Consider the following 22,070-nt stretch of genomic DNA (forward strand, 5'->3'; position numbering starts at 1 on the left):
AACCCGAATGCGATCATCGACAGTCCGGGGTTTGCACCTACCTGCATGTCACGAGCAGATATTTTTTGAGGAGTGTATGGCATTACACGATGAAAAACAGTTCATGGTTACTCGGGAATTCGAGGGCTCCCGATTGGATGCGGCCCTGATCCTGGCCTTTCCCGACCTGGGGCTCAGAAAAAGACGTTCCCTGTGGGAGCGCATGGACATCCGTGTGCAGGATGTGCCCCGTCCCCCCTCTTTCAAGGTCCGCTCCGGGCAGATGGTTACCCTGCTGCCGAACGCGGTGAGACGTGAAGAGCAGATCGACTCCCTTGAAGACCTTCACCTCGTGACCGGCTCGGATCTCTTTGCCGCCGTGTTCAAGCCCGCCCGGGTTCACTCGGTGCGTGGAAAACGTCCGGGGAGCGTTGAAGAGGTCCTGAAGACTCTTTTTCCGGGCGAGGATGCCTTTCTGCTGAACCGGCTGGACTATCTGACCAGCGGGCTGGTGCTTGTCGGTCGTTCCCCTGCGTCCCGGTCCCTCTACCTGCATCTTCAGGAACGCGGCCTGGTTGAAAAGACCTACCTGGCCATGGTTTGGAACGAGGTGGATGAAGAGATATGCATCAAGCGGGCCATTGATTCCTCCCGTCGGAACAAGGTCCGCGTTTTAAGTACGGACACCGATGATCCGCTTCGCCATACCTGGATCACCCCTCTTGGAAAAGTCGGCGATCATACCCTGGTCCGGGCCCGCATCCACAAGGGGCAGCGCCATCAGATCCGCGCGCACCTGGCTGCAAGCGGTCATCCCATTGTCGGCGACCCCCTGTACGGGCGTTCGCCGGATATAACAAGTTCTACCATGTTTCTCCACCATCTGGAAGTTCACATGCAGGATTTTCAGGCCTTTTGTCTGCCGACATGGGATCTGGATCTGCGCGCTTTCCTCGATTGACCGGTCCCGATCCTTTGACATTTGAAAATTTTAACGAAATTGTATTATTTTGCAGCCTTGAAAAGCACCTTTTTTACAAGTTTGTAACTTCAGTCGCACAAAGTTGAAGCGTTTTCCGTTAGCTTTGCATAAGGTCTGCTAACCTCGCAAGCTCGCTAAGCATTCACTTTAGCCTTGCATAAGGTCTGCTAACCTCGCAAGCTCGCTAAGCATTCACTTTAGCCTTGCATAAGGTCTGCTAACCTCGCATTCCCTGCGTACTGCGCACTTTATCTTAACCCTTAACCCTTTCCTCTTTTTTCCCAAGGTATCTATCATGACCCGAACCATGCTGAAATCAAAGATCCACCGGGCCACCGTGACCGGTGCGGATCTGAACTATGAAGGGAGCATCACCCTGGATGCCGATCTCATGGCATTGGCCGATATCCTGCCCAACGAGCGGGTGGATGTCTGGAACGTGACCTCCGGAACCCGGCTGCATACCTACGCCATTCCCGGAACACCCGGGAGCGGAGTGGTCTGCATCAATGGCGCGGCCGCCCATCTGGTGGCCAAGGGGGATGTGGTTATCATCGCCTCCTGGCAGGAAATGGAGGATGAGCAGGCAAAAAATCATGTTCCCACGGTCGTTTTTGTCAACAAGGACAATCGGGCTGCAGACAGTGGACGGACTACGGAATGTCCTGGTCATGAGAGCTGATTTCGTCATCCTCCCTTGATTTGCCAGTGAAAAACGTGCATCTATCCGAATGGGTATCACAACTGTGTGAGCCGGGATGTCAATGAATGTTCAGCGTGGAGCAGGGAGGATGAGAGATGAAAAGGATCATTGTGCTGGTCATTGCCGGAATTTTTTTCGGCGTTACAGTCGTGCAGGCCTGTACGACGCTTCTGGTGACCAAAGGGGCCTCCAAGGACGGGTCCGTCTTTGTGGCCCATTCCGATGACAGTGAGTTCTACGCCGATCAGCGGCTCATCTATGTTCCCGCAGCCGATCACGATCCGGGTTCCATGCGTCCGGTCTATTACGACGCCTATTCCATAGGCGAACGTCCCGAGTTTCATGGGTATTTTCAGCCCAGATACGTGGGAACGGATCGCGGACCAAGCTATGTCGATCCGTATCAACCACAATCCATTCCCCTGGGATTCATCCCCCAGGTCGAGCACACCTATGCCTATTATGATGGGGATTACGCCATCATGAACGAGCATCAGGTCATGTTCGGCGAATGTACGGACGGGGCCAAGGTCCAGGCTGAGCCGGTTCCCGGCAAGCTCATCTTCTACAGTGCCGAACTCGGGCGGGTGGCGGCCGAGCGGTGCACAACCGCCAGAGAGGCCGTGGAACTCATCGGTGAACTCATCGAAACCTATGGATACTACGGCACCGGTGAGACATTGCCCATCGGCGATCCCGAAGAGGGGTGGGTCATCGAGATGGCCCCGAGTCCCGAAGGACGGGGCGGCCTCTGGGTGGCCAAGAAGATCCCTGACGGCGAGGTTTTTGTGGCCGCCAACGAGCTGCGTATCCGGGAGATCGATCCCGATGATCCGAACACGCTTTTTTCAAAGGACCTGCACGCCATCGCCAAGAAGCACGGCTGGTGGAAGCCCGAGGACGGCAAGCTCGACTGGCTGCGCACGGTGAGCGAGGGCGAATACAACCATCCCTATTATTCCCTGCGCAGGGTCTGGCGGCTGCAGTTCCGATTGGCCCCTTCCAAGAAACTTTCTCCCTGGGTCGAGGATGGGTTTACCCGGGCTTACCCCTTGACCATCAAGCCGGACCAGAAGCTGGACGTGCGCGATGTCATGAGCCTGTACCGCGATTATTACCAGGGCACGGAATTCGATCTTTCCAAGGGATTGGCCGCCGGCCCCTTTGGGTGTCCCTACCGGTATGCCGGGGGCATGGATCCCTCGGGTGACACGAGCGATCCGTCCATCAAGCGTGAAGGCGCCTGGGAACGGCCCATCTCCATTTATCGTTGCGGATACAGCTATGTGTGCCAGGCCAGGGGATGGCTTCCCGATCCTATCGGCGGGATCGTCTGGTTCGGGGCGGACCAGCCCATGAGCACCTGCTATGTGCCCTTTTATGTGGGTGCCCTGCGCGTTGCCGAGCCGTATCTGACCTGTGATACACGCCGGTTCGACCAGAACAGCGCCTGGTGGGCGTTCAATTTCGTGGCCAATTGGGCGGGACTGAAATACGAGTACATGATCAAGGATATTCAAAAGATGCAGGATCAGATCGAAACCACCGAGATCGAGGCCATCAAGGCCATGGATGCCAAGGCCCTTGATCTGTACAACCAGGATTCCCAAAAGGCACGCGAACTGCTGACGACCTTTTGTGAAAATCAGGCCAACCAGGTGGTCAGGGACTGGTGGAATTTCGCCTGGCTGCTGGTTTCCCGGTATGCCGACGGATTCATCAGTTCACCCGAGGACATGGCCAAGCCGGTCGGATATCCCAAGGATTGGTACATGAAGACCGATTGGCCCAATGGGCCGACGAGTTATGAAAAAAAGAAGTAGGGGAGTAAGTGCGCAGGATGCAGTGCGCAGGAAGGGAGACCGGAGACGCGTTAATCTTCGTAGGGGCGGACCTTGTGTCCGCCCTAATCAGCTGTTGATTGGAAAAACGCGGGGCCGACACCTTTTCGGGCTTGGCTCCGCGTTTTTGTCTGCAACCCATGCAGGGAGAATGTTATGCAGGTGATCGATCTGACCCATGTGATCCGACCGGGGATGCCCGTTTTTCCGGGAACCCCGCAGGTGAGGATTGCCCCGGCCAATACCCTTGCCGAACACGGATTTGAAGAGTGTTTCGTCTCCATGACCACGCACACGGGAACCCACATGGACAACCCTTCTCATATCCTCGGGGGACGATCCGGTCTGGACCGTGTTACTGCGGATCGGTTCCTGGGACCGGGATGCTGCGTGGATGTCCGGGGGAAAACCGCGATCGGCAAAGAGGATCTTGAGCCCCTGGAATCCCTGCTTCAGCGGGTCGATTTTCTGCTTCTGCAAACCGGTTGGGAGGAAAAATGGGGCGATCCGGCTTATTTTTCAGGATTTCCCTGTCTGACCGAGGAGGCAGCCCGGCTGCTGACCCGTTTCCATCTCAATGGCGTCGGCGTGGACGCCATCTCCATCGACCGTATGGAGGACGAGCAGCTGCCTGTTCACCACATTCTGCTCGAGCATGAGATTCTGATCGTCGAGAACCTGACCCATATGACCCAATTGCCTGCACAGGGATTCACCTTTCTGGCCCTGCCCCTGAAGATCCAGGACAGCGACGGCTCCCCGGTCCGGGCTCTGGCCATTGTGGAGTGAGCAGGGCGGTATTGCTTTACGTCTGCGGCAGGAGTTCTTCTTGCTATGCCACCAGCGTGACCAGCCAGAGGCAGAATCCCGCATAGATCCCGGCGATGACATCGTCGATCATGACCGACCATCCGCCCGGAAGCCAGGTTTCAGAGGCGCGGACCGGCCAGGGTTTTTGGATGTCAAAGATGCGGAAGAGGACAAAGCCGATGGCCAGAAGAAGGGGCGAAAGCGGGGGGAAAAAAAGATAACAGACCCACAACCCCAGAAGTTCATCAATGACCACGCATCCCGGGTCCTTCTCTTCCATGATCTTTTCGGTCCGGGCCGCTGCCAGGGCGCCGACGATAAAGACGATTCCCAGAACGAGGAACCGGTAGCCCGGTGAAAGAGGCAGAAAGGCAAAAGGGGCCAGGAACATGGCCACCAAAGACCCCCAGGTGCCTGGCGCCTTGGGGCCGTGGCCGGAAATCCACAGGGTGGCGATGTTCTTGAGAATGGTGTCGGTCAGAGAGAGATTGCTGGTCTTCATGACGGTACCTTCCGTTTTTGAGATGGTTTCGGGTTTGCTTGCGTCCCGTTTAAATGGGCCGTAAGAAAGCCCTTTTGGCACACAACGGTTCGAACATACAGAGAATGAACAATGGATGGAAGAAAAAAATGGTCCCTGGTCTGGTTCGCCTATTGTTTCTGGATGGCGGCGATCCTGGTTTTTTTGTATCAGCTGACCATCATGGCCCTGACCAATGTCTGGACCATGCTTCATATCCGGGATCTGATCGATCCGGTCAAGCTGCTCTGGATCGAGGACATTTCCTGGCCCCTGTTGCAGCATTTTTTGCAGCAGATTGTTTCCATGTCTCTGATCGGTATGTTCACCCTGTTCGGCCTGGCCGTCTATGTGCTGGCCAGGGTTTGGGAGTTTGTCGCAGCAAGGTAAATGTTGGTTCGGGGGATCGTTCAGAATGAATCAGACTAAAGATATTGAAGCATTTATTGAAACCGGCTTTCCTTTTCACCGATTGTTGGGGATCAGGGTCGACGCGATTCAGGAAGACTGTGTCCTGCTGCACATTCCCTTCAAAGAAGAACTTGTCGGGCATGCGGGTAGATCCTTTATCCACGGCGGCGTCATCTCGACCCTGGTCGATATTTGTGGAGGATTCGCCGTCTGGACACGCTGCAGCCCGGATGATTTTGTGGCCACAATAACCCTGAGTGTCGACTACCTGCGGCCGGCAACGGCCGATGATCTCTGCGCACGGGCGGAAGTCAGACTGCTGCGGAACAAGGTGGGCAACGCCCATGTGGTGGTCTGGTCCAAGGGCAGTCCCCACGTCCACGTGGCCGAGGGTCGCGGGGTGTATAATATAAGTCGGCGGAAGAAGTCGTAGATATGTTTGAACAAATCTTCAAGAATATAGATGATGTCCTCTGGAAAGAGGCGGGATGCTCCTCGGAGCTGGACTGTCCGGCCAAGACCTTTCTCGGGGCCGGGGTGAAGACGGTTGTTCTGCTTTTTGAAAAGGGCGCGCCCACCCGGAAGATCTGGTACTATCAGCTCGATCCGGGCCGCAGCCTGGGCAAGACCAATGCCTTGAACGACGACGATTTGAAGGAATTCGTCACCCTGCAGGCGGATTTTGCTGACTCGGAAAAGTCCTGGATCGTGGATGTGGCGGATATCGACACGACCACCTATGACCTGTCCGTGAAAAACCCCAATGCGCCGGAAGAAGCGCACCTTCGGGAGCCGCAGGAGATTCTGGCGGAGATCGCCGCGCTGGATGCCGAGAGTGCGGAATTGCTGGGCGAGGTGCAGACCCTGATCGTGTCCGATGGAGGGGAGTCATGACCGAAGATATTCGTTGGCAACAGCGTTTCGACAATTACCAGCGGGCCCTGGCCCGGCTGGCCGAGGCCGTGGAACTGGCTGAAAAGCGGGAGCTTTCCGACCTGGAGGAACAGGGACTCATCCAGGCATTCGAGTTCACCCATGAACTGGCCTGGAATGTATTGAAGGATTACCTGGAATACCAGGGCGTGGGCCATATCATCGGCTCCAAGGGAGCGGTCCGTTCAGCCCTTGCCAACGGTCTGATCGAAAACGGCGAGACCTGGATGTCCATGATCCTGGACCGGAATCGTTCGTCGCACACCTATGATCTGGATGTTGCCCAGGAGATAGCAGGCCGCATTCTGGGCGAGTATTATCCGGAATTTCAACGCATGGTCGAGCGGTTCAAGACGATTCTGGACGGGACCGGGGAGGCATGATGCCTTTTGGGCTGAGTGAACAGGTTTGGGAGCGAATCCGCACGGTTCTGGCAGGGCATCCCGCCGTGGAACGGGCCGTGCTCTATGGCTCACGGGCCAAAGGTTGTCACAGACCGGGATCGGATATCGACCTGAACCTGCAAGGCAAAGAGATCACACCCAAAGAACGGGACAGGATTCTTCTGGAACTGGACGACCTGGATCTGCCCTGGGTTCTGGATGTCACGGTATTGCATGAGATTACCCATGAGCCCTTTCAAGAACATATCAAACGGGTGGGCGTGGAGATCTATAGCCGCAACGCAGATCGGCCGGTAGTGGGTGGTGATGATGGATGTTGAGATAAAATTTTTTTGCGATACAGGGTGCGGCTGTTTCTGGACACCATCGATCCGCGCGAGAAGACCCTGATTTTTTGCGCTACCCAACCCCACGCCCCGGCCGTGCGAGATCTGGTCAACCAGTATGCGACCAGCAGCGATCCCAACTATTGCGCGCGGGTGACCGCCAATGACGGCGCGGAAGGGGAGCGCTGGCTGCGGGTCTTTCAGGACAATGAAAAGACCATCCCCACGGTTCTGACCACGTCCCAGAAACTTTCCACCGGTGTGGACGCCCGCAATGTCCGCCATATCGTGCTCATGCGGCCCATCAACTCCATGGTCGAGTTCAAACAGATCGTCGGCCGGGGCACCCGACTCTTCGAGGGCAAGGAGTATTTCACCATTCACGATTTCGTGAAGGCCCACGAGCATTTCAACGATGCCGAATGGGACGGTGAACCCGTGGAGCCCGAGCCGCCAGGACCGTCCGTTCCGGCTCATGAAGACTTGAAAGAGTTTGAACCGCGTCCTGCTACGGAGCGCTTGAAAAAAGAGAAGATTCGGAACAGACTGGCCGACGGCAAGGAGCGGATCATTGAGCACATGACGGCCACCAGTTTCTGGGGGCCGGACGGAAAACCCATCTCCTCGGCCCAGTTCATTGAGGCCCTGTACGGCTCCCTGCCCGAGCTGTTCAGGGATGAAGACGAGCTGAGGGCCATCTGGAGTCTGCCGGATACCCGCAGAAAACTGCTGCAGGGACTCGAGGAAAAGGGGTTCGGGACCGGGCAGCTCCGGGAGCTCGGCCGGATCGTCAACGCCGATAAGAGTGATCTCTATGACGTGCTCGCCTACATCGCCTTTGCCCTGGCGCCTGTTTCCCGTGAAGAACGGGTGAACACGCACAAGGATCGCATCTATGCCGGGTATGACGACAGGCAACAGGAATTTCTCTCCTTTGTTCTGGGCCATTATGTCGCCCAGGGCGTAGGGGAACTCGATCAGGAAAACCTGCCGGATCTGCTGGAGATCAAATACGGTTCCATGCATGATGCCAGGGCGGTTCTTGGAAGTGTGGAAATAATCAGAAACGTATTTGTCGGGTTTCAGAAGCAGTTGTATCTGCCCGTTGAATCAAGAGGATAGAGTTGCATTATGGCACTGAGTGAATTTGAACAATTTCGTTGCGAGAAACTGCTCCAGGAGTTTTGCGACCTGCAGGGGCCGCCGCCGGAACTGCATGACAAGGTAAAATGGGATTTTGAGGTGGAGCCTGGCAAACAGACCGTGGAGATGTTCGAGATACGTCCCTATTACGATGAGCCAAAGGAAAAGGTCAGGATTCCCTTTGCCAGGGCCAGGTACGTGAAGACCCAGGACCAGTGGAACGTCTATTGGATGGGTGGGAGCGGGAAGTGGATTGCCTATGAACCCTGCCTCAGTGTGCAGACCCTGGAGGAGTTTCTGGATCTGATCAAGGAAGACGTGTACTGCTGTTTTTTCGGGTAACCCGGAGATATCGGCGGATATGGGTCATGCATGCCCGTGGTCGCGGGAAGGGTAGGCTCCAGAGATGTGCAGGTTGTTGGGCGTTTCAGTCCTTTTGCGGGCGGACAGTGTCCCAGGCGAGCAGAACCTCCAGGGTTCGCGCCAGGGGCAGGCCCACGACGTTGGTGTAGGAGCCTCTGATTTCGCTGACCAGAAAGCCGCCCACTCCCTGGATGGCGTAGCTTCCGGCCTTGTCCATGGGTTCGCCCGTGGCCACATAGGCCGAAAGGATGGCCTCATCCCTCTGGGGCATGTCCACCTGGGTGACGACACTGCTATGGACGCAGCGATTGCCCGCTTTGTGCATGATGCACAATCCCGTGATGACCTCGTGGGTGGTCCCGGTCAAACCGTTGAGCATGCTCAGCGCCTCGTTTTTTGATCGGGGTTTGCCCAGGATGGTCAAACCCTGGACAACGATGGTGTCCGCGCCGATGACCACGGCCTCGGGCCGTTTGGCGGCGATCTCCTCGGTCTTGAACAGGGCCATGCGTTCGGCATAGGCGGCGGGATTCTCTCCCGGTTCGGGCGCAGGTTCCTTGGTCCTGGCCGGGATGACCTCGAAATGGATACCCAGCGAACTGAGCAGGGCCTGGCGTCTGGGCGAGGCCGAGGCCAGAATGAGCGAATCATTGGTCCTGAACGGACCGCGAATAATCAAATCAATCATGGATTGGTGAAGGATAAAAATATTAATTGTTGCACGTAGGGGCGAACCTTGTGTTCGCCCTCGCCTTTATGAACGCCTTCGCGATCTATGAACGCCTTCGCGATCTATGAACGCCTTCGCGATCTATGAACGCCTTCGCGATCGCCCTCGCCTTTATGAACGCCTCACGATCTTTTCGAACGCCTCACGATCTTTTCGAACGCCTTGCGATCCGTGTGATCGTCCTTTTGAACGTCTCACGATATTTGAACGCCCTCGTGATCACCCCAACGTTTTACATGGACACCTGATCCGCCAGCAGGGCCTGCTTCAATGCCTCGTCCAGGGTCGGATGGGCAAAGATAATCTCTTCCGCCTTTTCCCTGGTCCAGCCTTCCCTGACCGCCACCTCGCACAGGGTGATCAGATGGGAGACCCCATGGCCTGCCGCGCTGATGCCCCTGACCCGGCCCTCGGACCAGACCACCTTGATCAGTCCGGCGGCTGCGCCGTGGGACTGGCAGATGGGGTTGGCGCTGAGCATGGATGTGGAAATGTTCACCTTCTTGCCTTGGTGTGCCAGTTCCTCGGCCGTGAATCCCGTGCGGATGGCCTCGGTGGAGCCATAGATGCATCCGGGGATCGGTCCGGGGGCGTAGGGCTCCCCTGTTTCTCCCTGGATATGTCTGATCACGTATTCGGCCTGATCCGATGCCGCATGGGCGAGCAGGGTCCGGCCGTTGACATCTCCGATGGCATAGATGCTCTCTCCTGCCTGGAGAAACTCATCCGTGTCGATCCATCCCCGCGCCTGAAGGGCGATATGCGCCGCCTCCAGGTTCAGGCTCTCCGAATTGGGTTTTCTGCCCACGGCCACCAGGGCCTTGTCGGCCTTAAAAACGGTTCCATCTTCCAGGCTGATAACGGCCTGACCGTTTTCCGCCGTGATTTTTGCTACCTTCTTTCCCGTACTGATCGTCCATTTGGACCGCTTGAGGGCCGTGGCCAGAACCTTGGAGATCTCCGGGTCTTCGGTGGGCGCGACCCGGTCCATACCCTCGATCAGGGTGATCTTCGTGCCCATGCGTTCCCAGAACTGACCCATTTCCAGACCGATGGCCCCGGCCCCGATGATGGCCAGGGATGCGGGGGTTTCCGTAAGATCGAGGAGGTCCGTGGAATCGAGAATGGTCGTGTGGTCCGGCTCCATGCCGGGAAAGAACGAGGGCCTCGACCCAGTGGCCAGGATGAGCCTGGCAAATCCGTATTCCGTTTCCGTCCCGCTATTCACGATGATCGAGGAGGGAGAGGCGATTCTCGCCCGCCCCTGGATCAGATCCACGTTTGCCGTGCTCAGGGAGTTCGCAATGGCCTTGTGGCTGGCCGTGACAATGGCATTCTTGCGTTTTTGCAGGGCGGAAAGATCCACGTTCATGGAACCGGATGCCAGCCTGAGCCGTTCCTGGGCCTTGATCCCGGCAATGGGCTCGGTGGCCCCCAGAAAGAGCTTGGTCGGGATGCACCCCCAATTGAGGCAGGTTCCGCCAAGCGGGCCGGATTCCACAAGGGCGGTAGTCATCCCCGCCCGGCCAGCGGCCAGGGCGGCGGCATGTCCGCCCGGTCCGGAACCGATGATGATCAGATCGTAGCTTTGCATGGGTCACTCCGGAATCAGAGGATGGAAAACTTGTCTACAGGAGGGGCACCCACAAAAGGTGTCCCTATGATTTTTTTGCTGCGCACTGCGACCTGCGCACTTTTTCTTTATTCCTTCAACTCCATGGACCGGGCCGCCTTGACCTCGTCCAGGCGGCGGACCGGGGTGGTCACGGGTGCCTGGTGCAGGGATTCGGGATCGGTTTGTGCCCGTGCCAGGATCTCGATCAGGTCGTCCACAAAGAGATCCAGGGTTTCCTTGGATTCGGTCTCCGTGGGTTCGATCATCAGACATTCCTGCACGATCAGGGGGAAGTAGATGGTCGGGGCGTAGTGCCCTTTGTCCAGAAGCGCCTTGGCAATGTCCAGGGCCCGAATCCCGTTCTTGGCCTGGTTGACCGCCGAGGAGACGAATTCATGCATGCAGATCCGGTTGTAGGGGATCTCCAGATGGTCTTCCAGTCGTTTGCGCAGATAGTTGGCCGCAAGGACCGCATTTTCCGTGGCGTCGATGATCCCCTGTCTGCCCAGGCGGAGGATATAGGCGTAGGCCTTCAAAAAGACACCGAAATTACCGTAGAACGGGGCAATGTAGCCGATGGACTTTGGGTAGTCGTAATCCAGAAAGTACTGGCCGTCCTCCAGGCGGATGACCCGGGAGACGGGCAGATAGTCCAGGAGCCGTTTGGATACGCCCACGGGTCCGGAACCCGGACCGCCGCCCCCGTGCGGAGTGGCAAAGGTCTTGTGCAGGTTCAGATGGACCACGTCGAATCCGGCGTCGCCCGGTCTGAGTTTGCCCATGATGGCGTTGAAATTGGCCCCGTCATAATAGAGCAGGGCGTCGTGCTTGCGGGCCAGGGCCACGATCTGGGGGAGATTGCGTTCAAAGAGTCCCAGGGTGTTCGGGCAGGTCATCATGATTCCGGCCACCTGGTCGTCCATGACCGCCTCCAGGGCCACAGGGTCGATGATCCCGTCCCTGGACTCGATGGACACGACCTCGAATCCGGCAATGGTCGCCGAGGCCGGATTGGTGCCGTGGGCCGAGTCCGGGACAATGATCTTGGTCTTTGTATTCCCCTTGTCCCGGTGGTAGGCCGCCATGAGCATGACCCCGGTGAGTTCGCCGTGGGCTCCGGCCATGGGCTGGAGAGTGTACCCGGCCATGCCCGTGAGCTCGCACAAAAGTTCCTCCAGATGAAAGATGACCTCCAGGGCGCCCTGGGTCAGCTTGCCCGCTCCCCGGATCTGGGGCACCAGGGGATGAAGCCGGGCGAATCCCGGGAGCACGGCCACATCCTCGGTGAACCGCGGATTGTACTTCATGGTGCAGGAACCCAGCGGGTACATATTGCCGTCCACGCTGTAATTGAGTCGGGAGAGGCGGGTGAAATGCCGGATCACGTCCAGCTCGCTCAATTCCGCCAGGCCGGGTTTGCCGGACCGAAGCAGGTTGCCTGGGAGAAAATGGTCCGCTGTTTTTTTCGCGGCCTGGGGCCATACGCCCTTGCGACCGGGCACGGATGTCTCGAACATGGTTTTCACAGTACACCTCCCATGAGTTCTGCCAGCATGCCGATGTCCTGGTTGGAAGTCTTTTCCGTACACGTCACCAGGAGCATGTTCTCCATGCCCTTGTAATAGCGCCCCAGGGGGAAGCCGGGGATGAATTTCCTGTCTACCAGTCCGTTGACCACGGTGGATGCCTCACAAGGCAGTGTGAGCACGAATTCGTTGGTGAAGGGGGTCGTGTTGTACAGGGAGACGCCGGGAATGGCGGTCAGCCGCTTGGCCGCGTAATGGGCCTGCTGCATGGAGAGTTCGGCCGTGCGTTTGAGTCCCTCGGGGCCGAGCAGGGCTAGGTACATGAGGGAGCAGACCGCGCACAGGGACTGGTTGGAGCAGATGTTCGAGGTGGCCTTGTGCCGGCGGATATGCTGCTCCCTGGCCTGCAGGGTGAGCACGTATCCGGTTTTGCCATCCACGTCCTCGGTTCTGCCCACGATCCGTCCGGGCATCTGCCGGATAAGTGGTTTGTTGCAGGTCATGATGCCCAGGTAGGGGCCGCCGAAACAAAGGGGCAGTCCCAAAGACTGGCCCTCGGCCACGGCGATGTCCGCGCCCATCTCCCCCGGTGTTTTCAGCACGGATTGCATGACCGGATAGACCGAAAGGATGGAGACGATCCCCTGTTTACGCGCCGCCTCGAAAAGCCGGGTGAAGTCGTTGGCCGAGCCGAAGAAATTCGGGTTCTGGACGATGATCGCGGCGATGTCCGCGTCCAGTCTCTCGGTCATGGCCTGGACGTCGGTCTGTCCGTCCCTGTGAGGAATGGTGATCAACTCCAGGTTCAGATTGGTGGTGTAGGAGTCGAGCATGGTCCGGTAGATGGGGTTGACCCCTTCGGAGACCAGGATGGTGGACCGGTTCTTGGTTTTGCGCACCGCCATCATCATGGCCTCGTAGATGGCCGTTCCCCCGTCGTACAGGGAGGCATTGGAATACTCCATGTCCAGCAGACGACAGATGGAGGTCTGGTATTCGAAAATGGCCTGCAGGGTCCCCTGGGAGGCCTCGGGCTGGTAGGGGGTGTAGGCGGTGAAGAATTCTCCCCGCGAGGAGAGGGCCTTGATGGCTGCCGGGGTGTAGTGGTCGTAGAATCCGGCCCCGAGAAAGCTGGTCAGGTTCGTGCTGTTGCGCGAGGCAAGCTCTTCCATGCGGGCAAGAACACTCATCTCGCTTTGGCCTTCGGGGATGTCGAAGCTCGCGGGATGCAGGTCCCGGGGAATGTCCGCGAACAGAGCGGTCAGATCCGGGACGCCGATGGCGGCGAGCATCTCCTGCTGTTCGTCTGGGGTATGCGGAATATAGGGCATGAGAGCGCTCCAATGATTCAAAAAAGAAAGGCGGACCACTGGGGCACGCCTTGATTGGTGGTGGTTTCCTTTCAAAACGAAGGGAGGCCGTCAGGCGCAGGTCAGGGATATCTCCTAGTGGGCCTGCTCGGCGAGATGGGCCTCGTACTGGGCGGGTGAAAGCAGGTCGTCCGGGAGCTCGGTGATCTTGATTCTGATCAGCCAGCCCTGGCCGTAGGGATCCTGGTTGACCATTTCCGGGGCGTCTTCCAGATCGTTGTTCACGGCAATGACCTCTCCGGTGATCGGGGCGTAGATTTCACTGGCCGCCTTGACGGATTCGACCGTGCCCATTTCTTCACCGGCTGTGATTCCCTGACCCTGTGCCGGGAGTTCCACAAAGGTGAGGTCGCCAAGCTGTTCCTGGGCGAATTGGCTAATGCCGATAAGGGCTTCGTCGCCATCAATTTTGGCCCATTCGTGAGATTTGCTGTACAAAAGATTGTCGGGAATCATGATCCATCCTCCGTGATGTGAGTGAGTCGTAGTATGAGCGTCGATGCGGAATACCGGGGAACCGCGATCGCGAAAAGCGTTCGTCCTGTTGTGTCCCCGTTTATGGTGCATCCCTTCCGCCATGGTACACAATGCCGGAGGCACCATGGCAGGCAATGAAAAAACATCATTGCTCTATAGTTTCTGCCTTCAAAGTGCAATGGAAAAATCCTGAAAACACGGCGCAAACACTTGCCGTATTGAACCGGGTGTCGTAGAGGCTCCTCCACCATGAAACCCTCCTTTTTCCAAGACAATCCCTGGGCTGCCGAGGCCATGCTCGTGGTGGTGACCTTTTTTTGGGGGCTCACCTTCACCCTGGTCAAGGACGCCATCGTCCAGGTGGATCTGTTCGCCTTTCTGGGCCAACGGTTCACCCTTTCAGCCCTGCTCCTGCTGCCGTTCTGCCTGCAGCGACGTCAGGGATTCTCGCCGGACATCCTCTGGAAGGGGGGTGTGCTCGGGGTGCTTCTCTTCGGTGGATACGCCTTTCAGACCATCGGACTCTTGTTCACGACCGCCTCCAACACGGCCTTTGTCACCGGATTGAACGTCATCCTGGTTCCGGTGCTGGGAGGAATTTTTTTTGGCAGACCCCTGGGGCTGAAACTCGGCACCAGTGTGACTCTGGCCGGGGCCGGGCTGTTTTTCCTCTGCACCGGGGGGACCATGAATGCGAACAAGGGAGATCTCATCGTCATTATCTGCGCCCTGTTCATTGCCCTGCACATCATCTATACAGCCCGGTTTGTCCGAAATTGTGATCCCTACTGGCTCACGGCCGTGCAGATCAGCATGGTGGCCCTGTGTTCCAATATCTGCGCCTGGAGCAGGGGGCACGAGATTGTCTTCTGGGAACCGGACATTGCATGGGCTATGGCCATTTGCGTGTTGTTCGCCACGGTTTTTGCCTTTCTGGTCCAGACATCCATGCAGCGATATACCTCCCCGGTAAAGACCGCGCTTATTTTCTGCCTGGAACCGGTCTTTGGCGCTCTGTACGCCCATCTCTTCGCCCACGAACGCCTCGGGCAATGGGGCTGGGTCGGGGCCTTGTTCATTTTCGGGGCCATGGTTCTGGCCGAGTGGCCGGGGAAGCGCATCACGGGGGATGCAGGCAAATCATGCACGTTGTAAAGATGTTTCAAGATGAGCAGGGTATGGGAACAAAGCCACTGATGATCTCGACAGGCTCCTGACTTTTTTGTAATTGGCCCTATCTGATATGCTGGTATGTTTTGTGGGTTCGCAATCAGTGATCTGATAGTCCGTGGACCGGAGTCTGTTCAGGGCAATATGTATGAATCGATGTGAGATTGTTGTGATAAGATGCGTTTTTCTGGTGGTATTGCTTCCGGGAGTCATATAAAGGCGATGGGCGGTTCCTTGGGGTCCGCCCTTTTTTTTTGTGCACTCGATCTCCGAGGTCTATTTCGGTGAGTCGCAATCACGAACCGGGCAGGTCGGGACAGAGACTGGGTGTCCGGGCATTTTCAAGGAGCATTCCGTATGACTGAGCTGTGTACCATCGATCTTATTGTCATCTGCCTGTATCTTCTGGGTGTTTTTTTAGTGGGGCTGTGGGCGGGACGTAATGTCGGGGATCTCGAGGAGTATGCGGTTGCCGGGCGATCCTACAATCCTCTGATCATTGCCGCGACCCTGTCCGCCTCGTTCATCGGGGGCGGGTTCACCATGGGAAATGCGGAAAAGGTCTTCACCCTGGGGATCGTCAATATCGTGGTCCTGTGGGGATTCAGCCTCAAGGAGATTCTGGTCTCCAGGTATATCGCCCCCCACATGGGCAGGTATCCCGATGCCATTTCCGTGGGTGATGTCATGGAACCGGCCTACGGCAGACCCGGGCGGATCGTGACCGGCATTTTCTCGGTATTTCTGTGCGCAGGGATTCTCGGGGCCCAGATCGGGGGCATGGGCTACCTGTTCAATCTTTTTCTGGGAATTCCGGTGACTGCAGGTATTTTTATCGGCATGACCATCATCATCATTTACGACACCGTCGGCGGGATGCGGGCGGTGGTGGCCACGGATGTGCTCCAGTTCGCGGTTCTGGCCATCGGCATGCCCCTGGCCTTGTTTCTGGGACTTTCGGCTATCGGCGGGATCGATGTCTTTGAAACCCGGGTCCCGGCGGATCATCTGCGTATCTTCGGCAACCTGTCCTGGCCGCATATCCTCTCTCTGTTCCTGACCTTTCTCCTGGGCGAGACATTGGTTCCGCCCTATGTGCGCAGATTGTTCATCTCCCGGGACATTCAGGGGACCTGCAGGGCAACCCTGTGGAGCGGACTGTTTTCCATTCCCTTTTTCGCCATCACCGGCCTGATCGGCCTGGTCGCCCTGGTCATGAATCCCGAGCTCAATCCGAACCTGTCCATTCCCTATGTGGTGAATCATGCCCTGCCCCTGGGGGTGCGAGGCCTGGTCATCGCCGCGATCATCGCCGTGGTCATGTCTTCGGCGGATTCCTTTCTGAACAGCGCGTCCATTGCATTTATAAATGACATCGTGAATCCGTTGCGCAGGGAAAAACTCACCCCCAGCAAAGGGTTGTGGTACGCCCGTCTGACCACCCTGGTCACCGGGGGACTGGCCATTTTTTTCGCCATCAGGATAGAAAGTCTGCTCGATCTGCTCATTTATGCCTACAATTTCTGGTCACCGATCATCCTTGTACCCCTGGCCGCAACCATCCTTGGATTCAAGGGATCCTTGTTCACCTTTGCATCGGGTGCAGCGGGCGGTATCCTGGGGGTGATCACGTGGAATCAGGTGCTCGGTTCTCCCGGGGGATTCGATGGATTGGTGGTCGGTGTGTTCACCAACATGGCCGCATTCTGGCTCGCAGGGGTGATTGAACGGACCGGATTGATATCCGGATGGGGGGAGTGATTTTCAGCCCACCATGATGTGTACGTTTGTTCCACCAAAAAGGCTGCCCGATTGGGCAGCCTTTTTGGTTTTTTGCTTAAGAGGTGAGCGTGGAGATACACCGTCCATAAGAACCAATCGGTCCTGGCAGTCTACTTGAATAATCCCTTCAACGTTTTTTCCGGGTCGATTTCCCCGGGCTTTTTGTCCTTGAACAGCTTTTCGGAAACCTTTTCCTTGAGTTCCTGAACCCCCTTGTCCCTGAGCAGACTGGCGATATCCAGCTTGAAGGCCGGTTTGTCGAAACTACCGGTGATGCGCACGGGCACGGTCAGTCCGGCAAGTTCGGACAGGGGTTCGCCCTGCTGTCCCTTGAGGCTGGAGACCACGGTGGCCTTGAGCAGGTAATCCAGGCCTTCTTTGGGCAGATTCACGGTTCCCGCCCCATTGACCCGCATGAGGGGGGACATCATGAGCAGATCCCTGTTATCGAGAACCCCGTTGGTGATGCGTGCGGTTCCGTTCAGGGCGGCAAAATCCGTCTGGTTGACCTCGGAAGGATCGGGCGTTCCGCCCTTGATCCGGGTCACTGCGTCCCTGAGCATCTTGGGCAGATTGATTCCCTTGACGGCCCCGTTGCTGAAATCAAAGGCCAGATTGCCGTTCAGCCCGGCCTTCAACTCGTCCACATTCATCCCGGAGGTCGTCAGGGATGCCGAGCTCCTGGTGGTTCCGGTCAGGGTGTCCTTGCCGGTCAGGTCCTTGAGCAGGGGACCGACCTGCATGGAGGAGAGTTCTTCGGTCACCTTTATGGTCGGGGTGGCTCCGCTCACGTCGAGCAGGGCGGTACCGCCAAATATGCCTTCATACAGATTCGCGGAGATCGGGTCCATGGTGATGCGTCCGTTTTTGGCCACAAGATGGACCAGGATCTTGGAAAGGTTGAGCTTGCTCACCGTGACCGTGCCCATGGTCAGCTTGCCGGTGACGTCCAGATTTCGCAGGGTGTCCATGGGCAGACCCAGGGGCACCGGCTGCTGGTCTGCCTGCTGCTGAGCTTGAGTGGTTTTGGGTTCTGCCGGCTGCTTGTTATCGGCCGGTTTGTCCTTTTTGGGGGGCAGATAGCGGTCCACATCGATGGCGTCCACATCCACTCCAAAGACGATTGCCGGTCTGGAGAAATTTTTGACATCTGCGCTTCCCTGTACGGTGGTGTCATCCAGAAGCAGGGTCAGGGAGGTCAGGGAGGCCTGGTCGAGTCCGGCCGTGAAGTTCAGATCGGTCTGCATCCTGGTCAGGGCGGTGGGATCGGCCGTGGCCACAGCTGGAAGCCCCATGATCTGCATGAGTTCCCTGGGATTGAAGGGGGCGAGATGCAGTTCCCCGGTGAAGGCGGGTTGTGCGAGAATCTTCTGGCCGTCGATCCGGCCTTGGAGATTGAGTCCGTAGGTGGTCAGGACAAGGTTGGAAATGGTCAGGGTTTCTTTGGTGAGATCGGCGGCCAGGTCGGTTTTCAGATTGAGATCCATGGTCCCCCCGGGAAGGGCCTTGCCGGTCCCGGTGATGTTCAGGTCCGCTGATTGCACGGTGTAGGTTCCGGCCTGGGGATCGACCAGGGGCTGGCCGTTCAGGGTGATACGCGACTTGAGTTCGGGTTCCGATAGCTGCAGGTCGAACCCGAAAAACAGGGAAAAGGGAGAGCCAAAGGATATCTGCTCGGCGGACATCTCCACGTTGCCCAGTTCGGTGGTCGTCTTTTTGGCCATGTCCTGCACCGTGACCCGACCATTGGTGATCCGGACCCCGTCTACGGTCAGGGCGGCCAGGGCCAGCCCGTCTTTTTTGGCATCAGGGGAGGTCGCTGCCTGAGCTTCCTGCGAAGCGGCCGATTCGTCCTGAGTTGTTTCTTTTTTGCCCAGATCAGCCCAATTGGTGGTGCCATCGGCTTTTTTTTCCAGATTGAGTTGGAATCCGTCCAGGACGATGGTTCCAATGCGCACTTCCTTTTTCAGCAGGGGCATGATCTTGATCCGCAACTCGGCCTTGTCGATTCCAGCGAACACCTGGTCGGAAAAACCGGGCGCGTTGCCCAGGCTGACCCGGCCCATTTCGAGTCCGAGCCAGGGAAACACGGAAAGACTGATGTCCCCGGGGATGGAGAGCTCCCTGCCGGTTTCCCTGGTCACTACGGCGGCAATATCGTCCTTGTAATCGTTGGGATCGACCAGCAGGAAAATCGCTGCCAGGGAGCCGCCAACAAGGACGACCAGGGCAGCGAGAATGATGAGAATGATTTTCAGGGCACGCATGGACAACCTCCTAGGCTGTGGAAACACAATGAAAAAGCATGATCAACACCCGGTCTCCACTAAAGAAGGCCCTGCAATTTTTGTCAAGGAAATTATGGGAATTTGACAGATGCAACAGGTGAAATTTTGGAAATTTGAGAGAGTTAAGAGATTTCGAGGTTTGAGAATGACGGGAGGGAGGCGTTCTGCAGGAGGGGGGTCGGGCGGAGGGTTCTCTTGCAGAGGATAAAGGCGCTCTTTCAGCCGAGGGGGGCCAGTCGTTTGATGATCCAGACACTCCCGAGCCGTTTGTGGAATTGGCGGGGAATGAAGGTGAATTTGAGAAACCCGGGATGGAAGAAGCGCAGGGGATTCTGGATGATGGTGTCGGGAAGGATGTGATACCATTTATATCCGAGACTCTTGAAGTAGTCCCGGGCCACGCGGCTGTGTCCGACCTGTTTGGCAGCGACCAGGGCGGCATCACGCTGGCATCGGGAGGAGGCGAACAGGCGGAAGAAGCGGGGTCTGAATCCGTAGCGATGCATGATGACCAAAAGCCGTCTGAATTCCTGGAACCGGGACAGGGCGTCCGCCTGGCAGAGAATGATCCCCCAGAGGAAAAGAACGCACAAAAGCAGGCATGCCCATCCCGACATGGCCATGTCCAGAATGAAGAGTTCACGTGCCTTGGTGCCGGCCAGCCATGACAACATGAAAATTTTGACGCTTGTCAGGTGCGGGAAAGGTGCGACGCGAAGATAGAGATACACGGGGATGAAAATTTTGATCATGCCGAACATGTGTTCAATTGCTCCGAAGCGTAGCAAGAGTGCTCCACGGGCACATCGGGGCTGATTCGTTCTCATGGCGGGCTCATCCCGCTCCGGATGGTTTGAAACTCTCGCGTCGGCCTCGTACCATCTACCTGCATGAGAACAAATGTGTCCTGTGCCGGGTACATGGAACAGGACTGGAATCCAGGAGGGTACGACCGAAACGTTTCCTTGTGAAATGGAATGGTTAAACGTACCTTACAGACACCTTCTGATCAGGATAAAACCGTTTGAGTTTTGATCTTTCAACACTGGGTTTACCGTCGATACCACAATGAAAATACTCCTTATTCAGCCCCCCATTGAAGATTTTTACGACACGGACATCCGTCTTCAGCCTCTGGGACTCTGTTATCTCAAGGCGGTCATTGAGAGAGAATTTCCCGAAATAGAGGTTCTGGTCAAGGATTTTCATCAGGGTTTCGGGCGGCGGACCATACCGTTACCCCGAGAGTTGCGCTATCTTGCAACCTATTATCCCCAGCGTGATCACAGTCCCTTTTCATCCTTTTCCCAATATTTTCATTTTGGGGCAAACACCCGGACCATTGTCGATTTCGTGCTCAGATTCCAACCCGATCTCGTGGGGATCTCCTCTCTGTTTTCTCCTTATTATCGGGAAGTTCTGACTTGTGCCCGGGCAATCAAGAAATGTCTGGATCGGCCCATTCTCGTGGGAGGGAGTCATGCCTGTGCCGCCCCGTTGACCCTGCTTGCGGATGAACATGTCGATTTTCTTGTCCAGGGCGAGGGAGAGCGACCCTTTGTAGCATTTTTGCAAGCGTTCAGGGGGGATCGGCAGTGGGAATATGTGCCCAATCTCGGCTGGAAAAAAAGGGGCCAATGCATCCTCAATCCGGTGGAGGCGAATTATCCCTTTGCCTCGCTTCCTCATCCCGATCTCTCGGATCTCGATCCAGCAGCCTATCGTTTCCAGGGACAACCCCTGTGTTTTGTGACCACATCCCGGGGGTGCCCGCACAAATGCGCTTTTTGTTCCGTCCATCTGACCTTTGGCCATGGGTACCAGCGCCGTGACCCCGGGGATATTCTGGACGAGATCCAGCAACGCTACGCCCAAGGGTATCGTGTTTTCGACTTCGAGGACGACAATCTGACCCTGAACAGGCGGGATTTTTCAACCCTTCTGGATCTGCTCGAGGATGCCTTCACCGGTCAATCTGTGCGTTTTCTGGCCATGAACGGGATTTCCTACATGCATCTGGACAGAGACCTCCTTGTGAAGATGCGCCGGGTCGGTTTCACCCATGTCAATCTTTCCCTTGTTTCATCGCAGGCCAAAACCCTGAATCGGATGCACCGCCCCCATCCCGTGGCCCGGTTCGAGAAAATCGCCCTGGCTGCATGGGAATCCGGGATGCACACGGTGGCGTATCTCATTCTTGGTTTGCCCGGTGAAAACCTGGAAGAAATGATCCAGACCCTGACCACCCTGGCCCGGCTTCCGGTTCTGGTCGGTGCGTCCATTTTCTATCTGACCCCGGGAAGTCCCATTGCCTCGGATTTCCCACCAATGTCTGTACGAGAAATCTTTACCTCCCGATCCACTGCCATGGCCGTGGAAACGGATTGTTTCGCCAGGGAAGATCTGTACACCTTGTTTGTGACCGCACGAATCATCAACTTTTTCAAGGGAATGGTCCTCGATGGAACGACCTGCACCGTGGGGGAGGCCCTGAGGTTCGCCTATGATCAGGGTGGTCGGGACCGTTTGGGAGCGGAGATTCTTGATCGATTGAGAAAGGAAGGCCGACTATACGGGGCGGGCAGAAAAAAATGGTTTCCCCTGCCCAGATTTCGCAACGCGCTCTTCGAGAGGGTTATGGCTGCGGTTGGAGAGATAACCACCCTCGAGGGAACACGGATTGTCTGGTCGGGATGA

22 protein-coding genes are annotated in these 22,070 nt (G+C 56.9%); 14 read left to right on the forward strand and 8 right to left on the reverse strand.

Annotated elements, in window-relative coordinates; all coding sequences use genetic code 11:
- The first annotated feature begins 76 nt into the window (after positions 1–76).
- The 4 genes from ACTVJH_RS01855 to ACTVJH_RS01870 all read left to right on the forward strand — a co-directional run bounded on the left by ACTVJH_RS01855 (position 77) and on the right by ACTVJH_RS01870 (position 4,294).
- Entirely contained in the window at positions 77–940 is an 864-nt protein-coding gene (locus ACTVJH_RS01855; RefSeq protein WP_455986877.1) for a pseudouridine synthase family protein, read from the forward strand.
- Positions 941–1,256: 316 nt separating this feature from the next.
- Positions 1,257–1,643: an aspartate 1-decarboxylase gene (panD, locus tag ACTVJH_RS01860; protein ID WP_455986879.1), complete on the forward strand. Its 387-nt coding sequence runs from the start codon at positions 1,257–1,259 to the stop codon at positions 1,641–1,643.
- A gap of 116 nt (positions 1,644–1,759) precedes the next feature.
- The gene (locus ACTVJH_RS01865) at positions 1,760–3,487 is read left to right on the forward strand and encodes a dipeptidase (RefSeq protein ID WP_455986881.1); all 1,728 of its coding nucleotides are present in this window, start codon (positions 1,760–1,762) and stop codon (positions 3,485–3,487) included.
- Positions 3,488–3,661: 174 nt separating this feature from the next.
- Entirely contained in the window at positions 3,662–4,294 is a 633-nt protein-coding gene (locus ACTVJH_RS01870) for a cyclase family protein (RefSeq protein ID WP_455986883.1), read from the forward strand.
- A 43-nt stretch (positions 4,295–4,337) separates the two neighbouring features.
- On the opposite strand, the gene ACTVJH_RS01875 is transcribed toward ACTVJH_RS01870, so the two are convergent.
- Positions 4,338–4,817, reverse strand: coding sequence for a phosphatidylglycerophosphatase A family protein (locus ACTVJH_RS01875; RefSeq protein ID WP_455986885.1), 480 nt, complete (start codon positions 4,815–4,817; stop codon positions 4,338–4,340).
- Between the two features lie 111 nt (positions 4,818–4,928).
- On the opposite strand from ACTVJH_RS01875, the gene ACTVJH_RS01880 reads away from it, so the two are divergent.
- From ACTVJH_RS01880 to ACTVJH_RS01910, 7 genes are read left to right on the forward strand one after another with little or no spacing between them, the layout of a single operon-like run.
- Positions 4,929–5,225 (forward strand): hypothetical protein, encoded by a 297-nt coding sequence (locus ACTVJH_RS01880; RefSeq protein WP_455986887.1) that lies wholly within the window; start codon positions 4,929–4,931, stop codon positions 5,223–5,225.
- Positions 5,226–5,250: 25 nt separating this feature from the next.
- Positions 5,251–5,679, forward strand: coding sequence for a PaaI family thioesterase (locus tag ACTVJH_RS01885; protein ID WP_455986889.1), 429 nt, complete (start codon positions 5,251–5,253; stop codon positions 5,677–5,679).
- 2 nt (positions 5,680–5,681) lie between these two features.
- On the forward strand, positions 5,682–6,140 hold the full coding sequence (locus ACTVJH_RS01890; RefSeq protein ID WP_455986891.1) for an N-6 DNA methylase: 459 nt from the start codon (positions 5,682–5,684) through the stop codon (positions 6,138–6,140).
- The gene (locus tag ACTVJH_RS01895) at positions 6,137–6,562 is read left to right on the forward strand and encodes a nucleotidyltransferase substrate binding protein (protein WP_455986892.1); all 426 of its coding nucleotides are present in this window, start codon (positions 6,137–6,139) and stop codon (positions 6,560–6,562) included. The genes ACTVJH_RS01890 and ACTVJH_RS01895 overlap by 4 nt, the downstream gene beginning before the upstream one ends.
- The gene (locus ACTVJH_RS01900; RefSeq protein WP_455986894.1) at positions 6,559–6,903 is read left to right on the forward strand and encodes a nucleotidyltransferase domain-containing protein; all 345 of its coding nucleotides are present in this window, start codon (positions 6,559–6,561) and stop codon (positions 6,901–6,903) included. The genes ACTVJH_RS01895 and ACTVJH_RS01900 overlap by 4 nt, the downstream gene beginning before the upstream one ends.
- A 24-nt stretch (positions 6,904–6,927) precedes the next feature.
- Positions 6,928–8,031 (forward strand): type I restriction-modification enzyme R subunit C-terminal domain-containing protein, encoded by a 1,104-nt coding sequence (locus ACTVJH_RS01905; RefSeq protein ID WP_455986896.1) that lies wholly within the window; start codon positions 6,928–6,930, stop codon positions 8,029–8,031.
- Between the two features lie 9 nt (positions 8,032–8,040).
- Positions 8,041–8,394, forward strand: coding sequence for a DUF3024 domain-containing protein (locus tag ACTVJH_RS01910; protein ID WP_455986898.1), 354 nt, complete (start codon positions 8,041–8,043; stop codon positions 8,392–8,394).
- A gap of 85 nt (positions 8,395–8,479) precedes the next feature.
- On the opposite strand, the gene ACTVJH_RS01915 is transcribed toward ACTVJH_RS01910, so the two are convergent.
- The 5 genes from ACTVJH_RS01915 to gcvH form a co-directional block, all read right to left on the reverse strand.
- Positions 8,480–9,103: a Maf family protein gene (locus tag ACTVJH_RS01915; protein ID WP_455986900.1), complete on the reverse strand. Its 624-nt coding sequence runs from the start codon at positions 9,101–9,103 to the stop codon at positions 8,480–8,482.
- A gap of 274 nt (positions 9,104–9,377) precedes the next feature.
- Positions 9,378–10,739, reverse strand: coding sequence for a dihydrolipoyl dehydrogenase family protein (locus ACTVJH_RS01920; RefSeq protein ID WP_455986902.1), 1,362 nt, complete (start codon positions 10,737–10,739; stop codon positions 9,378–9,380).
- Between the two features lie 107 nt (positions 10,740–10,846).
- Positions 10,847–12,286 (reverse strand): aminomethyl-transferring glycine dehydrogenase subunit GcvPB, encoded by a 1,440-nt coding sequence (gcvPB, locus tag ACTVJH_RS01925; RefSeq protein ID WP_455986904.1) that lies wholly within the window; start codon positions 12,284–12,286, stop codon positions 10,847–10,849.
- Entirely contained in the window at positions 12,283–13,617 is a 1,335-nt protein-coding gene (gene gcvPA, locus ACTVJH_RS01930; protein WP_455986906.1) for an aminomethyl-transferring glycine dehydrogenase subunit GcvPA, read from the reverse strand. Before gcvPA ends, gcvPB begins: the two co-directional genes overlap by 4 nt.
- 114 nt (positions 13,618–13,731) lie before the next feature.
- Positions 13,732–14,112 carry a glycine cleavage system protein GcvH gene (gcvH, locus tag ACTVJH_RS01935; protein WP_455986908.1) on the reverse strand — a complete coding sequence of 127 codons (381 nt, stop codon included), beginning with the start codon at positions 14,110–14,112 and terminating at the stop codon, positions 13,732–13,734.
- 270 nt (positions 14,113–14,382) lie between these two features.
- Here gcvH and ACTVJH_RS01940 point away from each other — a divergent pair, with 270 nt between their 5' ends.
- Both ACTVJH_RS01940 and ACTVJH_RS01945 read left to right on the forward strand, forming a co-directional pair.
- On the forward strand, positions 14,383–15,288 hold the full coding sequence (locus ACTVJH_RS01940) for a DMT family transporter (RefSeq protein ID WP_455986910.1): 906 nt from the start codon (positions 14,383–14,385) through the stop codon (positions 15,286–15,288).
- Positions 15,289–15,660: 372 nt separating this feature from the next.
- Positions 15,661–17,064: a sodium:solute symporter family protein gene (locus ACTVJH_RS01945; RefSeq protein WP_455986912.1), complete on the forward strand. Its 1,404-nt coding sequence runs from the start codon at positions 15,661–15,663 to the stop codon at positions 17,062–17,064.
- A 131-nt stretch (positions 17,065–17,195) separates the two neighbouring features.
- On the opposite strand, the gene ACTVJH_RS01950 is transcribed toward ACTVJH_RS01945, so the two are convergent.
- Entirely contained in the window at positions 17,196–19,352 is a 2,157-nt protein-coding gene (locus tag ACTVJH_RS01950; RefSeq protein ID WP_455986913.1) for an AsmA family protein, read from the reverse strand.
- Positions 19,353–19,591: 239 nt separating this feature from the next.
- Complete coding sequence (locus tag ACTVJH_RS01955) at positions 19,592–20,134, reverse strand: hypothetical protein (RefSeq protein WP_455986915.1); 543 nt, start codon at positions 20,132–20,134, stop codon at positions 19,592–19,594.
- 307 nt (positions 20,135–20,441) lie between these two features.
- Between ACTVJH_RS01955 and ACTVJH_RS01960 the strand changes: the two genes are divergently transcribed.
- Positions 20,442–22,070 (forward strand): B12-binding domain-containing radical SAM protein, encoded by a 1,629-nt coding sequence (locus tag ACTVJH_RS01960; protein ID WP_455986917.1) that lies wholly within the window; start codon positions 20,442–20,444, stop codon positions 22,068–22,070.

This window comes from Desulfoplanes sp. PS50 (genome assembly GCF_053851535.1).